Raw genomic sequence first — 12,835 nt, 5'->3', positions numbered from 1 at the left:
AGGCAAGATCGTCGTCGCGAGTCAGAACGGAAGGAGCAAAGATGAGCGGGACTAAACCGGTCGTACTGGTGACGGGAGCCGACGGTTTCATCGGACGCCACTTTGCACCCGTCCTTCTGCGCGAGGGATGGGTAGTCCATCGTGCGGTCCGCAGCCCGAGAGGCGTAGACGGCGACGTCATCCAATCGATCGGCCCCGAGACCGACTGGCGTGCTGCGCTCGAAGGCGTCGACGCCGTCGTCCATCTCGCCGCGCGCGTGCATCACAAGCACGAGGAGCACGCGGTCCAGCTCTACCGCAACGTCAACATCGACGGCACACTCAACCTAGCGCGCAGCGCAGCAATGGCCGGAGTGCGCCACTTCATCTTTATCAGCACCGTTCTCGTGCACGGCCGCAGCAATGAAGGCCGCGCGCCGTTCAGCGAGGACGACATCCTCACGCCGCGCGGCCTCTACGGCAAGTCGAAGGCCGCGGCCGAGGCGGGCCTGCGGACGCTGGCGCGCGACGGCGGCATGAAGATCTCGGTGATCAGGCCGCCGCTGGTCTATGGCGCGGGCGCCAAGGGCAATTTCGCGCTGCTGACGCGTGCGGTGAATCTGGGACTGCCGTTGCCCTTCGCCGCGATCAGCAATCAGCGTGCTTTTCTGGCCGTGCAGAATCTTTCGTCGTTCATCCTGCGCCGGCTCGCTCATCCCGATCCCGCGAGCAATTTCGAGATCTTCCTGGTGGCCGACAGGGAACAGGTCTCGACGCCGGAGTTCATCGAGCGGCTGGCCAAGGCATCCGGCAAGAGCTCGCGGCTGTTCCGCATGCCGCCGGACCTTCTCAGCACGCTCCTCAGCGTGGTCGGCCGGCAGGATACGCATGACGGCCTGATCGGTTCGCTCGAACTCAACGTCTCCAAGGCGATCGCAACCGGGTGGCAGCCGCAGGTCTCCCTCGACGAGGGCCTGCGGCTTGCGTTGTCGGCTCAGAATACGGAAGGTGCTCCAGAGGATCACCACTAAAACTTCATCCAAGTTAGCCATGTATCACGGGCAATCCGTGCCCGAGTTGCTTTTGCCTCGATGCCGTCTGCAGCTCGCCGGCAATCTTCGGCCACAGGAACGAATCTCGATCAAGGTCCGTCGTCGCGAGATCCGCTTGCTGCAAGCAGATGCGCTCCAACCTACTGAATTCCCTGAGTTCTCTACCCACTCGTCCGCCCGTTCGGGAGCACCCAATCCACGTGGTAATCTTGCAATTCAGATTGCTATCAGCAACAATTTAGACTTCCGCGAGCAAAAAATGCCGGCGATCCGACGCTGACCGTGATCCCGGGGAACCCTGGCACGGACCAACCAGGCAACAAAACAATGAGAGCGGAAACGGAATCTATGCCGCCGCGCGCGGTGACTTCGATAACCGGTAATTTCCGAGATAAAGGACATCGAGCCCCGAGCAGAAGTAGGTGTGCAACGCCTCCAGCGGCGCATTCGCGGTCGGTTGCTCATTGATATTGAGGCTGGTGTTGATCAGCACCGGCAGCGATGCCGCCTTGGCGAACGCTCCAATCAGGCGACTGTAAAGCGGATTGCTCCCCTCATAAACGCTCTGGATACGCGCGGTGTTATCTACATGGACCACCGCGGGCATGGTCTCCGCGACCTTCGCGTTGACCGGAAACGTCACCACCATGAAGGGCGCATCAAAGGCGTTCTCGAAGTAGTCGGCCTGGCGGTCGTACAGCACCGAGGGACAAAACGGGCGAAACTCCTCGCGGACTTGATCGTGAGGTTGATGCGGTCCTTCATGTCCGCGTGGCGCGGATCGGCCAGGATCGAGCGGTTGCCCAGCGCGCGGACCGTATTCCATCCGGCCCTGGAACCAGCCCACCGTCTTCTGATCCGCAAGATCGGTGACGCAGCGCGCCACGGGATCATCGAGTAGCTCAAAGCGTGCGCCGATTTTGTCCAGCGTCTCCCGGATCGTGTCGTTGGAGTATTCAGGGCCCCAATAGGCGTGCGTCAGCGGCGTGATGCGGTGGCCGGCCTCGGCACATTTGAGCATCGCGGCGCCCAGCGCCACGCCGGCATCATGCGGCACCGGCGGAACGTAGAGCCGCTTAACCCCTGGCTCGGCTGCGATCTCCATGTTCATCTTGCAGTTCAACCCGACGCCGCCAGCGATGCAGACGTCGCCGCAACCCGTTTCCCTGATTGCGGTCCGGATCACCTCGGTGGCCACGATCTCGAGCTGTTTCTGGCCGCTCGCGGCGATGTTGGTCAGCCGCTGGTCGAGCGGCTGGCCGCGCAGCCGCCGTGGTCCCAAAATCTCCTCCATCTTCTCGCTGAAGATGCGCTCCTGCCGCGTCGAGAAATCGCTGGTGAAGATCTCCGCGTCACGCCTGCGCTTATCGAGTTCGGGATCGAGCTCGTAATTGATGCCGTTGGACGCAGCAGCTTGGCGAATTTGTCCAGATAGTCCGGACTGCCATAAGAGGACAAGCCCATGACCTTGTACTCGTCGTTCGTCATCTGATAGCCGAGATACTGGGTCAGCATCCCGTAGTAGAGGCCAAGACTGTTGTGCCGGCCGAAGCGCGTCAACACGCGGAAGTCGTTGCCGCGCGCGTGCGCGACGAGGCCGGAGCTGGAATCGCCGGAGAAGTCGAAGCAGGCGACCGTCGCTTCGGAAAAACCGGACCCGTAGAACGAGCTCGCCGCGTGGCAGAGGTGATGGTCGTACAGCTCGATCTTTCGGGCTGTGCCCGAACTGGTACTTGAAATATTCGGTGAGCCGTTGTGCGTAGTTCGTGTAGGTTTTCAGCGGCGAGCAGATCCAATCGACGTCGCGCATGGTGATCCCAGCCTGCTTCAGGCAGGACTCGATGGCGCCGCGCGGTAATTCGCCGCGCGCATGCTTGGCAAGCGTGAACCGTTCCTCTTCAGCTGCCGCGACCAATTCGCCATCGCACAGCAACGCCGCCGCGCCGTCGTGGTGGCCGTGTTTGATGCCAGAGCTGATTCCGATCACATGCATATGTACGCCACCTCTAGACGGCACGTATAGAAACTGGGGAAAAATAAACAAGAGCCTGGCTTTCCCGATTTTTTGGCATCTGCCCCTGCTTGCGCCCGATCGGTGGCAGTGATACTAGGCGATTCGCCTAGGTTCAGGCGGTGCCGCCAGCCGCTCCAATCGACAGCCAGCCGCTCCAATCGACAGGAGGAAGACTTTGGGCCGGAGAATAGGTGCTGCCGTTTTCTTCTTCTGCGCATGGCTTATTCTGTGCGTATTGACGTTTTCTGATGGTCCCTCCGAAACCCCTATGATTGTTCAGTTGCTCTCCGGACGGTAGGCAGGAAGAAGTACTTTGCTTCTTCCTGATATCCAATCTGCAAGTAGCCCCAGCCATTCGTGGATTCCTCGATCAGTACGGCGCAATCCGTAGAATGGCCTATCTATCCAAAATCCACCTGAGGATCCGGGCGTAAGCCAATCCACCGGGTACGGCTCAACAGAAAAACCCGCTGCTCGAAACAATGCAACTGATCGCGGCATATGATATGCTGATGTAACAAGCAACCAGCGATCACCAGGTTTCGGAAGGGCAATCGCTTTTGTGAACTCTGCATTCTCAAATGTGTTCCGAGACTCGCGCTCGATGATTATGCGATCATTAGGCAATCCCAACCTCGCAAAAACACCCGCGGCAAAATCCGCCTCGCGCGCACCATTGGTGAGGTTAGCACTCCCACCCGTGAAAATAACGGGAATGTTCGGATAGCGCCGAGCGAGCTCGGCTGCCGCTACCAGGCGATCTGCCCCCGTCGGAAAGACGGCCGCTCCTCGCGCAGACGAAAGATCTGCATCGATGCTGCCACCCAGCAGGATAACTCCGGTCGGGTCCCCTCGGGTTTCGTCCCAGCTGGGAAGACGGTTCTCCAATGGCTCCAATAACCAAAGGCCGAGCGGGGATACCCCGCATAAAACTAGAAGAAGCGACGAAACGACCAGGGTACGTCCGCCAAGGACGGGCAAGCGACAAACGATGAGCAAGAGACCAACCAGCGCGAGCGCTACAATGAACGTTGATGGGGTGAGTAGCTCGCCAACGGTCTTCGACAGAATGAAATACATTGCTCCAACTTCGCCAATTGCACTCGGACAGGAACGAGAGCAGAAAATATATTCTAATGCGTGATTCAAGTGGCGAAAGACGGAAAGAGCTAAGATTACCCAGCGATCCAGCCCTCAAAATGGGAGGCAAGACATGTTACGAATATTGATAGTACCAAACCTGCAGCATCCTTTACTCATGGTGGTTGTCAATGGCAATCGATGGGGCCCATTGCGGCACGATGTCTGCGCCGAACGGAAGCAAGGAGACCAAATTTGAATAGGCCGGCCGTTTTCTTTGATCGCGACGGCGTCCTCAACGAGGATAGCGGCTATGTCTTCGAAATCGCCAAGCTGAATGGATAGACGGCGCCGCAAAAGCCGTCAAAGCGGTCAATGATGCTGGCTACTTTGCTTTTATCGTAACCAACCAGTCGGGGGTCGCCAGAGGCCTCTATGATGAGAGCCATGTCGTTACACTTCACAACTGGATGGCCGGCGAATTGGCAAAGCGCGGAGCTCACATTGACGCATTCGAGTATTGCCCTACCACCCGGAAGCCGTCCTGGAGCGATATCGTCAAACCAACCCGCGGCGCAAGCCCGCACCTGGCATGATTACCGACCTTCTCGAGCGCTCGCCTGTCGACGTGAGCCACAACCTCCTTATCGGAGACAAATCCAGCGACCTGGAAGCGGCCGCAGCGGCGGGCGTACGAGGGTTTCTGTTCCCGGGCGGCAACCTCGAGACGTATGTCCGAGAGCTTTTGTCGACGGAAAGAAGCGACAGGCCATGACTGGGCACAAGTCGGAAGCCTCCCTCCTCGCAGGACGAGCAGGGATCATAAGTCTCTTGGGTCTGCTTGCCACACTCTGCTGCCTGTCTCTAGTCGAAGTCGCGAAGCGCCTCGACTACATTCCTTTCCATCAAGAACGCCTCCTCGAGGCGATTGCTGTCGTCACGGTGTTTTCATGCGTGCCCATCGCGCTGTTTGCGGCCGCACGGTTCAGCTTCGGCTTTGTGGTCGGGCTTAGCCTGTTCGTCATGATGGCAGGATTCCTTTGGATCAATACCTTTTCAAGGTATCCCTACGATCACCACCTCGCGCGCTTCTCCGCCATGGCGTCATTCCTGGTTTTTCTTCCGCTGGCGATCGTGTCGCCCACTCGACTCAAACCTGGATTTGAACTCTCGGAACGCGCGTTTGGCAAGCTCCTGCTGTGCATCGAGGTTCTGGCACTCATCACGCTTCTGGCTGCATCGAGATACAACTTCCGACTCGTGTCGCTCGAGCGCATCTACGACTTCCGTCAGGACATCGATTTTCCGGCGCCGCTACGCTACGCGATCGGCATCACGCTCAGTGCTTTGCTGCCGTTCGCCTTTGCGAGCCATCTGGAGCGCCGCCAGCCGAAGCGAGCCGCGCTCGCGCTCTTGCTGATGCTGTCTTTCTTTCCGATCACGTTGAGCAAGCTTGCCCTGTTTGCGCCTGCGCTTCTGCTGTGGCTTCTGATTCTGGTCACGCTTTTCGAAGCCAGGATCGCCTCGATCCTGTCCCTTCTGCTGCCTCTTGCAGTCGGCCTTGTCCTGGCCAACCTGGCTCTGCCGGGACAAGCCGGATTGTCCGAGGCCTTTTTCAAGGTGATTAACATTCGCATGTTCGCCATCCAGTCGAGCGCCCTGGACATCTACAATTCCTTCTTTTCGACTCACCCGCACACCTACTTCTGTCAGATATCGTTCCTCAAGCCCGCGGTGTGCCCTTACGATGTGCCCCTTTCAGTGGTGATGCAAAATACCTACACGATGGGTTACATGAACTCGTCGCTGTTCGCGACTGAAGGCGTGGCATCGGTCGGCCCGTGGTTGGCCCCGATCGCGGCACTGGCATGCGGCGCTGTTTTCGCCTTCTCCAACTACGTCTCGTCCGGCCTGCCGTCCCGGTTCATTCTGTTGTCGAGCGGATTGATGCCGCAAATACTCACCAACACGCCCCTGACCACATCGCTGCTGACGCACGGGCTGGTGATCCTAATCGCACTATGGTGCGTGACGCCACGGCTGGTCGGCGAGAAGCACCCGATCTAGGCTAGCGGAGGCTCCGTACCGGCCCGTCGGACGGGCCGGTTTGCAACGGCGCGGTGTCCGCTTCCGCCTGAGTTACGGCACGCTCAGGCCTTCGCCAGATTGCGCAGATAGGACGCGTAGTCGCCCTTGCCCATATCGAACGCCAGTCGCTCGAGCTGAGCCTGGTCGATGTAGCCCTGATTGAGCGCAACCTCCTCTGGGCAGGCTATGCGGAACCCCTGCCTTCTCAACGGTCGCAACAAATTCCGCGGCATCGAGCAGGCTTTCAGGTGTCCCCGCATCCAGCCATGCAAAGCCGCGGCCCAATCGCTCGACATGCAACTGGCCACGCTCGAGATAAAGCCTGTTCAAGTCGGTGATCTCCAGCTCGCCGCGTGCCGAGGGCCTGATGCTCGAAACCAGATGCGCCACCTGCTCGTCGTAAAAATAGAGGCCCGTGACCGCGAAGTTCGATTTGGGCTTCTGCGGCTTCTCCTCGATCGAGCGTGCCTTCCCCCCTTCATCGAATTCCACCACGCCATAGCGGTTTGGATCGGCCACATGATAGGCGAAGATGGTCGCGCCACTCGTGCGGCCCGCGGCGCTGGCTAGCAATTGGTGGAGCCCCTGGCCGAAGAATATGTTGTCGCCCAGAATGAGGGCTGAACGCGCGCCCTCGACAAAATTCGCGCCGATGATGAAGGCCTGCGCAAGACCGCCGGGCGTCGGCTGCTGCGCGTAGGACAGCGACAGGCCCCATCGGTTGCCATCGCCAAGCAGGGCCTGGAACTGCGGCAGGTCGTGCTGCGTCGAAATGATCAGGATCTCACGGATCCCTGCGAGCATGAGAGTGGTGAGCGGATAATAGATCATCGGCTTGTCGTAGACCGGCAACAACTGCTTCGAGGTTACGAGGGTCATTGGACAGCCGCGTACCGCTGCCGCCGGCGAGAATGATTCCTTTCAAGGCGAACCTCCCTACTCCTGTGAGATACGATCGAGGCAGTCGTCCAGCGACGCCGCAAGTGCAGGTAGCTGGATGTCGAAAACCGATTGCAGGCGCGTGGTCGACAGGCGCGAGTTCGCCGGACGAATGGCGCGGACCGAATATTCGGACGAGGAGACCGGAACGATCTCGCTCGATCTCGCGGCTTCACCCACCACGCACCTTTGTTGGATCAGGCGCCCGAAGTCGTACCAGGTAAGAGCGTCGGGACCGGCAATATGCGTTATTCCGGAATAGTCGGATCGCCAGCCTGTCCGGATCAACCGGCGCGCCAACGCGATTGTAGCCTCAGCGAGGTCCGGCGCATAGGTTGGACAGCCCGTCTGGTCATCGACGATCCTGAGGCTTTGCCCCTCAACGAGCTTCCGCCAGATCGTCCGCACGAAATTAGCCCCAAACGGCGCATACACCCAGGACGTCCGCAGTACGATGTTTTGGGCGTTCGCCGACATCACGATTCGCTCTCCCTCCAGCTTCGAACGCCCGTAGACGTTCTGTGGATTGGGCACGTCCTGTTCTTCGTAAGAATCGGACTTCTTTCCGTCGAACAGTCGAACACGTAGTCGGTCGAGAAGTGAATGACGGGAACGCCCTCGCCGGCCGCAGCGGCCGCGACCTCCCCTGCGCCGTCCCGATTGATCGCAAAAGCCAGATCCGGCTCGTCTTCGGCCTTGTCAACGGCAGTATAGGCCGCCGCATTGACGACGATGTCCGGGCGAAACTGGGAAATGGCCGCCGTTACCGTTCCGGGTCGTAGCAAATCCGCATCCGGACGTCCGACGGATTGGAGAACGAGATCATTCTCCCTGGCGGCGGCTTCGCGCAACGATCGGGCGACTGGCCTTCGCGACCGACGAGCAGCAGCCTCATGAGCCGTCTTGCCCGATAAGCCCGAGCCGCTTGCCGCCGTAGACGCGCTCCCGCAATGGCACCCACCAATCGGTGCGATCCATGTACCAGCGCACGGTCTTCTCGATACCCGTCTCGAACGTCTCGTTGGCGCGCCAGCCGAGCTCGCCTTCCAGCTTCGTTGCGTCGATCGCATAGCGGAGATCGTGCCCCGGGCGATCCGTCACGAACGAGATCAGCTCATGATGCGACGCATCGGTCGGGCGCAGCTGGTCCAGCAAGGTGCAGATCTGCCGCACCACGTCCAGGTTGGTCTTTTCGTTGTGTCCGCCCACATTGTAGGTCTGACCTGGCCGCCCTTTCTCCAGAATTGTCGCGAGTGCGCGCGCATGGTCCTCCACGTAGAGCCAATCGCGCACGTTCAAGCCATTTCCGTAGACGGGCAGCGCTTTGCGATCGAGCGCATTCAGGATCATCAAGGGAATGAGTTTTTCGGGAAACTGGTAGGGCCCGTAATTGTTCGAGCAGTTTGAGACCATCACCGGCAGGCCATAGGTGCGATGCCACGCCTTCGCCAAATGGTCCGACCCGGCCTTGCTGGCGGAATAGGGCGAGCTCGGGTCATAGGACGTCGTCTCGCTGAAGGCGCCCTCCGCTCCCAGAGATCCGTAGACCTCGTCGGTCGAGACGTGCACAAATCGGAACGATTGCGCGATGCTCGCCGGGCTGCGCTCGAGATAGCGACGCGATACGTCGAGGAGAGTAAACGTCCCGAGGACGTTCGTTCGCACAAAGACTTCTGAATGCGCGATCGAACGGTCGACATGGGTCTCCGCCGCGAGGTGAACGATCGCGCCCGGCTCATACTTCCTGAAAATGGAATCGACGGTTTCCCGGTCACAGATATCGCCTTTTTCAAAAGCGTATCGCCGGCTGCTTGCGACGGGGTCGAGCGAGACCAGGTTACCTGCGTAACTCAGGTTGTCCAGCACGACAACATCGAGCCCGAGACTGGAAATGAAATGACGGCAGACTTCCGATCCGATGAATCCGGCACCCCCAGTCACAAGAACCCGCATGATCGTCCTACAGCTTTAGTTTGAGCGCCGCGCCGGTTCGCCCAGACGGGGAAGATTGCGATCCTTGTCCGACAAGGTGGCCTTGGTCGGGGAGATGCGCCAATCGATTTTCAACGCGGGATCGTCCCACGCGATCCCGCGTTCATGACTTGGCGAATAATAGTCAGTGGTCTTATAAATGACCTCGCAATTATCGTCTAGCGTGACGTAGCCGTGCGCAAAACCGGGTGGGACCCAGAGCTGCTGCCAACTGGCCTCGGACAGCTCGACAGCGACATGCTTTGCATAGGTCGGAGACCCCTCACGAACGTCCACCGCGACGTCGAGAATGGCCCCTTTCGAACACCTCACGAGCTTTCCCTGCGCGCAAGGCGCGACCTGGTAGTGCAATCCGCCTACGACACCTCTGCTCTTCGACACGACATGATTGTCCTGCACGAAGGCTGCATTGACGCCATGGGCGGCGAGGACATCCGCCCGAAAGGTTTCGGAGAACGAACCACGCTGATCGGCATGGCGGAGCGGCGTCACCAACAACACGTCCGGAATGATCAAGCGTTCGATTTTCATGGGTGCCGCCCGGCGAGATTGCGCATGTTCAGTCCGTGGCAGGTTTCGACCTCAAGCTGTTAGACCCGACCGAAGATCGCGGCAAGGTAGAGCGCAAGATTCTCTGTGACCGTCTGCCGATAGACCCCAGATCTCCAAAATAACCACAATCGAATAGGCAGCCAAGCCGTTCGTGCCCGGGCGAACAGATCGAGAATTGCGACGTTTTCCGGAAGCAGTTCCCCACGCACCCGGTTTAACAACTTCAGATTAATCTCATTCCACCCCGCCATTTGCCCCGACGCGAGCCCAAGCGCCCTCGTGAGGCGCGCCTGAAGACCGACATTCTTTCCGAACACATTTTCTCCGTGCTGCCGGTACGCCAGGCTGGCCCGGGTATCGTAGTGCACGAGCCCTCCAACGCCCGTGATGATCTGATATGTCCACCAATCGTGCGCGACCATCGCTGCATCCAGCGGCGTTTTCTGAAGCGCCCGTTGTGCCGCCCGGTTGAAAATCATGGTGTTGCCACCGCCGAGGTTCTGGACCAGCGCATTGGCGAACCCCGGCGCACGCCCGAACACCCTCGAGAAACCCATAGGTGCTCCCTGACGCGTGACGAGCTGGGTCCGCGTGCAAAAGAGCGCCGGCCTGTCTTCCGGAACCCGTTCAAACCACGCGGCGGCATCCGCCAACTTGTGAGCGAACCAGATGTCGTCCTGGTCGCTGTAGCCCATCAGATCGCCCGAAACCTCAGGGCTTCGGACCAGGGAGACGAAATTTTGCCAGAAGCCTTGTCTCGGACCGTGAACGACAATTACTCTCTGAGGTACGGATTCGGCGAATTCATCGACGGCGGCGAGCGTGCCGTCGGTCGAGCCATCGTCCGAGACGACGAGCTCCCAGTTCGGATAGGTCTGCGCCCTATAGGACTCGAGCTGCTGGCGAATGAACTCGGCGCCATTTCTGGCCGCCAGCAGGATCGTCACTTTGGGATGCTTGGACAATTGGCAAACGCCCTCGTGGCTGTGCTCTGACAGTCATTTTGATCAAGGCACCGAGATAAGACGCATCTGCGTACCAAATCCCTCGGAGGCTTTCTATGCCCTTGTGCCGGCTGGCTCGAGTGATTCATCACGGGTCACGAAATCTGCCGAGGCTACTAGGCCGATAACCGTTGAGATCGCGTCCTGACAAAGTAATCCCGCAACAGGGCGACCACCATTCCGGCGGCCAAGCCCATGACCAGCCCGAACACGACGACGAGGCTTCTCCTGATTGACGCGATCCTCAGCGAGGAAACCTCCCCAATCATCTTGGTAGAGATCGACTGGTGTTGGTTGCGCTGAAGCAGAAGAAATCTCTGGCGCTCGAGCTCTCTCATCTCCCTGTCGTTTCTTTCCATGGCCGATGTAATCGTGGCTAAAGCCATTGGACCGTCATCGGCCCCCTGTCTGCTAGCAGACGAAAATGCCTTCTGTAGATTCGACTGCGTTTCGCGCAAGCCGGCAAGCTCCTGAGTATATTGCTCCGCTAGCAGCTCGGCGCCAGAGCGCGCCTCCCGCACCAGCTCTTCATGCATAAATGACAAGCGATCGAAGAGAGCCGTTGCAACATGTCTTGCATCGTCAGCGCTTGTGGCCCGCGCCTTGATGCGGATCAGCCCCGTCGAAGGGATCGATTCGACGCTAAACGTCGCGAGGATTTCGCCCAGCGTAGCGTCCTCCGGCGGGCTTCCCTTGCTGCTCACGGCATCTCGCAGGAACGATCTTACGCGCATTCGCTCCAGGACATCCTGAAGCGGCTCGATTGGCCGGACCGCACCAGATAGCACGTCATAAACTTGGCCGATCCGGATCGTCGCCTGGGCTTCCCACCTCGGTTTTACCGAGCTCAGAGCTGTGATCGCAATTAAGGCGACGATCGCGAACGTCGCCACAGCCCATCGCCACTGGCGCGTGAAGACAGATACCAATTCTTCCGGCGCAAAGCCGTCCCGTCTTGCAGCGCCCCCTACCGAAACGGACATTTTATCTTCCGTCATCCCTGATCAGTCCTCCTTCAGCCGTTCGTTCAGGAAGAAAATGCGCAATTATCGGGATCGTCAAACAAATCGCCACGAAACCGAAATTCGTCCAGGTAAAGGCCTGCGGGGCAAACGGAGACATGATGGACACGTATGCAATGCGGAGAAAAATAAGAAACCTCCAGACCGCGATGTCGTCACGCAACAGCACGATACTCCACAGCAGCATGCCATACAGGGCAAGAACACTGAGCATCGCGCCACCCCAACCGAGCGCCATCAAGAATGGAAAGAACTCCGTGCCGACATTGATAGTTGGCGCATCCAACGGTATGTCTGTCCCGAGCGTCTCCGCCGAACCGTCGAACGGAATGAGTTGAGCGTACAGGAAGCTGGCGTTGTGATAGCCCTTAGCCATGATGCACGAGAAATTGTAGACGCCGGCGCTCACATAGAGCAGCAGCCACTTCACTCCTTCCGGAGAGTTTTGGAAGAAGCCGCTCAATGGCAAGGCGAGACCATCCAGAGTACCCGAGCGAATTGCTCCCAGCAACGAGAAAACTGCCAGCCCTGCGAGCAGGAGAGGCGCAATGACCTTCCAGGAATGAAGCGGCGACTTCTTCCGTTGGAGAACAAACGTAAGCACCAACGAGAACAACGCCGCGAACAGACGATTCCGGTCGATGACAAGAAGCGGGAAGATCAGGCCCATCGTAATCAGCGCGATGCGCACGGCTCTGCTCTTGAAGCAGAGCAGTGCAAGAGGCGGCAGTAACCAGCTCAAGTTCGAGATGTGGCGGATGTGATTGCGGCCGCCGTCGAACGTCGCGTATGACGACGGATCGACGATGAGCGGGATAGGAAAAGCGGTCAAGTCGATGACGCAGAAAGCGGCCACCAACCAACAAAGTAACACCGCGACCAGGCCTTGACGCGTTCCAGAGAAATCCATGCCCTGAAACGACTGAAGTTGCGGCAAACGGACACCGAGGATGAAGTCGAGTGCGACAATAGCGACCGCGGCTATCGCGAAGAACAGTATCCCTCCGAGCACATCGATAGACAACTCAAAACTGGCAATCATCCCCGTCAACGCGATAATCATCGGGAACGCGAGATAGAAGGATGGATATCTCAGTAGCGTCAGAAGCATGC

Annotated in this window: 13 protein-coding genes and 3 pseudogenes; 4 read left to right on the top strand and 12 right to left on the bottom strand. The window is 59.0% G+C overall.

What is annotated here, in order from left to right:
- The first annotated feature begins 41 nt into the window (after positions 1-41).
- Together ACPPVR_RS13915 and ACPPVR_RS13910 are read left to right on the top strand one after the other, a co-directional pair.
- Positions 42-1,010: an NAD-dependent epimerase/dehydratase family protein gene (locus ACPPVR_RS13915; RefSeq protein ID WP_426614766.1), complete on the top strand. Its 969-nt coding sequence runs from the start codon at positions 42-44 to the stop codon at positions 1,008-1,010.
- A 37-nt stretch (positions 1,011-1,047) separates the two neighbouring features.
- Positions 1,048-1,311, top strand: a complete 264-nt coding sequence (locus ACPPVR_RS13910) for a hypothetical protein (RefSeq protein ID WP_426614765.1) — start codon at positions 1,048-1,050, stop codon at positions 1,309-1,311.
- Positions 1,312-1,377: 66 nt separating this feature from the next.
- Here the strand turns inward: ACPPVR_RS13910 and ACPPVR_RS13905 are convergent, their stop codons facing one another.
- The 4 genes and pseudogenes from ACPPVR_RS13905 to ACPPVR_RS13890 form a co-directional block, all read right to left on the bottom strand.
- Positions 1,378-2,454 carry a carbamoyltransferase C-terminal domain-containing protein gene (locus ACPPVR_RS13905; protein WP_426616103.1) on the bottom strand — a complete coding sequence of 359 codons (1,077 nt, stop codon included), beginning with the start codon at positions 2,452-2,454 and terminating at the stop codon, positions 1,378-1,380.
- 44 nt (positions 2,455-2,498) lie between these two features.
- Positions 2,499-2,732: pseudogene (locus tag ACPPVR_RS13900) on the bottom strand (carbamoyltransferase N-terminal domain-containing protein); the annotation flags it as partial.
- Positions 2,733-2,877: 145 nt separating this feature from the next.
- Positions 2,878-3,024, bottom strand: a pseudogene (locus ACPPVR_RS13895) (carbamoyltransferase N-terminal domain-containing protein); the annotation flags it as partial.
- Between the two features lie 297 nt (positions 3,025-3,321).
- The gene (locus ACPPVR_RS13890) at positions 3,322-4,125 is read right to left on the bottom strand and encodes a YdcF family protein (RefSeq protein WP_426614764.1); all 804 of its coding nucleotides are present in this window, start codon (positions 4,123-4,125) and stop codon (positions 3,322-3,324) included.
- A gap of 592 nt (positions 4,126-4,717) precedes the next feature.
- Between ACPPVR_RS13890 and ACPPVR_RS13885 the strand changes: the two genes are divergently transcribed.
- Together ACPPVR_RS13885 and ACPPVR_RS13880 are read left to right on the top strand one after the other, a co-directional pair.
- Positions 4,718-4,900, top strand: a complete 183-nt coding sequence (locus tag ACPPVR_RS13885; protein WP_426616102.1) for an HAD hydrolase-like protein — start codon at positions 4,718-4,720, stop codon at positions 4,898-4,900.
- Between the two features lie 56 nt (positions 4,901-4,956).
- A complete protein-coding gene (locus tag ACPPVR_RS13880) occupies positions 4,957-6,192 on the top strand; it encodes a hypothetical protein (RefSeq protein WP_426614763.1) in 1,236 nt (411 codons plus the stop codon).
- 83 nt (positions 6,193-6,275) lie between these two features.
- On the opposite strand, the pseudogene rfbA reads toward ACPPVR_RS13880, so the two are convergent.
- The 8 genes and pseudogenes from rfbA to ACPPVR_RS13840 all read right to left on the bottom strand — a co-directional run bounded on the left by rfbA (position 6,276) and on the right by ACPPVR_RS13840 (position 12,833).
- Positions 6,276-7,138: pseudogene (rfbA, locus tag ACPPVR_RS13875) on the bottom strand (glucose-1-phosphate thymidylyltransferase RfbA).
- Positions 7,139-7,149: 11 nt separating this feature from the next.
- Positions 7,150-7,686: an SDR family oxidoreductase gene (locus ACPPVR_RS13870; RefSeq protein WP_426614762.1), complete on the bottom strand. Its 537-nt coding sequence runs from the start codon at positions 7,684-7,686 to the stop codon at positions 7,150-7,152.
- The gene (locus ACPPVR_RS13865; protein WP_426616101.1) at positions 7,629-8,117 is read right to left on the bottom strand and encodes a sugar nucleotide-binding protein; all 489 of its coding nucleotides are present in this window, start codon (positions 8,115-8,117) and stop codon (positions 7,629-7,631) included. The genes ACPPVR_RS13870 and ACPPVR_RS13865 overlap by 58 nt, the downstream gene beginning before the upstream one ends.
- Positions 8,044-9,105, bottom strand: coding sequence for a dTDP-glucose 4,6-dehydratase (gene rfbB, locus ACPPVR_RS13860; protein ID WP_426614761.1), 1,062 nt, complete (start codon positions 9,103-9,105; stop codon positions 8,044-8,046). The genes ACPPVR_RS13865 and rfbB overlap by 74 nt, the downstream gene beginning before the upstream one ends.
- Positions 9,106-9,120: 15 nt before the next feature.
- Positions 9,121-9,675 (bottom strand): dTDP-4-dehydrorhamnose 3,5-epimerase, encoded by a 555-nt coding sequence (gene rfbC / locus ACPPVR_RS13855; protein WP_426614760.1) that lies wholly within the window; start codon positions 9,673-9,675, stop codon positions 9,121-9,123.
- 59 nt (positions 9,676-9,734) lie between these two features.
- Positions 9,735-10,661 carry a glycosyltransferase gene (locus tag ACPPVR_RS13850; RefSeq protein ID WP_426614759.1) on the bottom strand — a complete coding sequence of 309 codons (927 nt, stop codon included), beginning with the start codon at positions 10,659-10,661 and terminating at the stop codon, positions 9,735-9,737.
- Positions 10,662-10,816: 155 nt separating this feature from the next.
- Entirely contained in the window at positions 10,817-11,698 is an 882-nt protein-coding gene (locus ACPPVR_RS13845) for a hypothetical protein (protein ID WP_426614758.1), read from the bottom strand.
- On the bottom strand, positions 11,685-12,833 hold the full coding sequence (locus ACPPVR_RS13840) for a hypothetical protein (protein WP_426614757.1): 1,149 nt from the start codon (positions 12,831-12,833) through the stop codon (positions 11,685-11,687). The genes ACPPVR_RS13845 and ACPPVR_RS13840 overlap by 14 nt, the downstream gene beginning before the upstream one ends.
- Positions 12,834-12,835: the final 2 nt, after the last annotated feature.

It is taken from the genome of Bradyrhizobium sp. McL0616 (assembly GCF_049993385.1).
Lineage (GTDB): Bacteria > Pseudomonadota > Alphaproteobacteria > Rhizobiales > Xanthobacteraceae > Bradyrhizobium.
The sequence above is the reverse complement of the archived record's forward strand: the minus strand, read 5'-3'. Positions and strand labels throughout refer to the sequence as shown.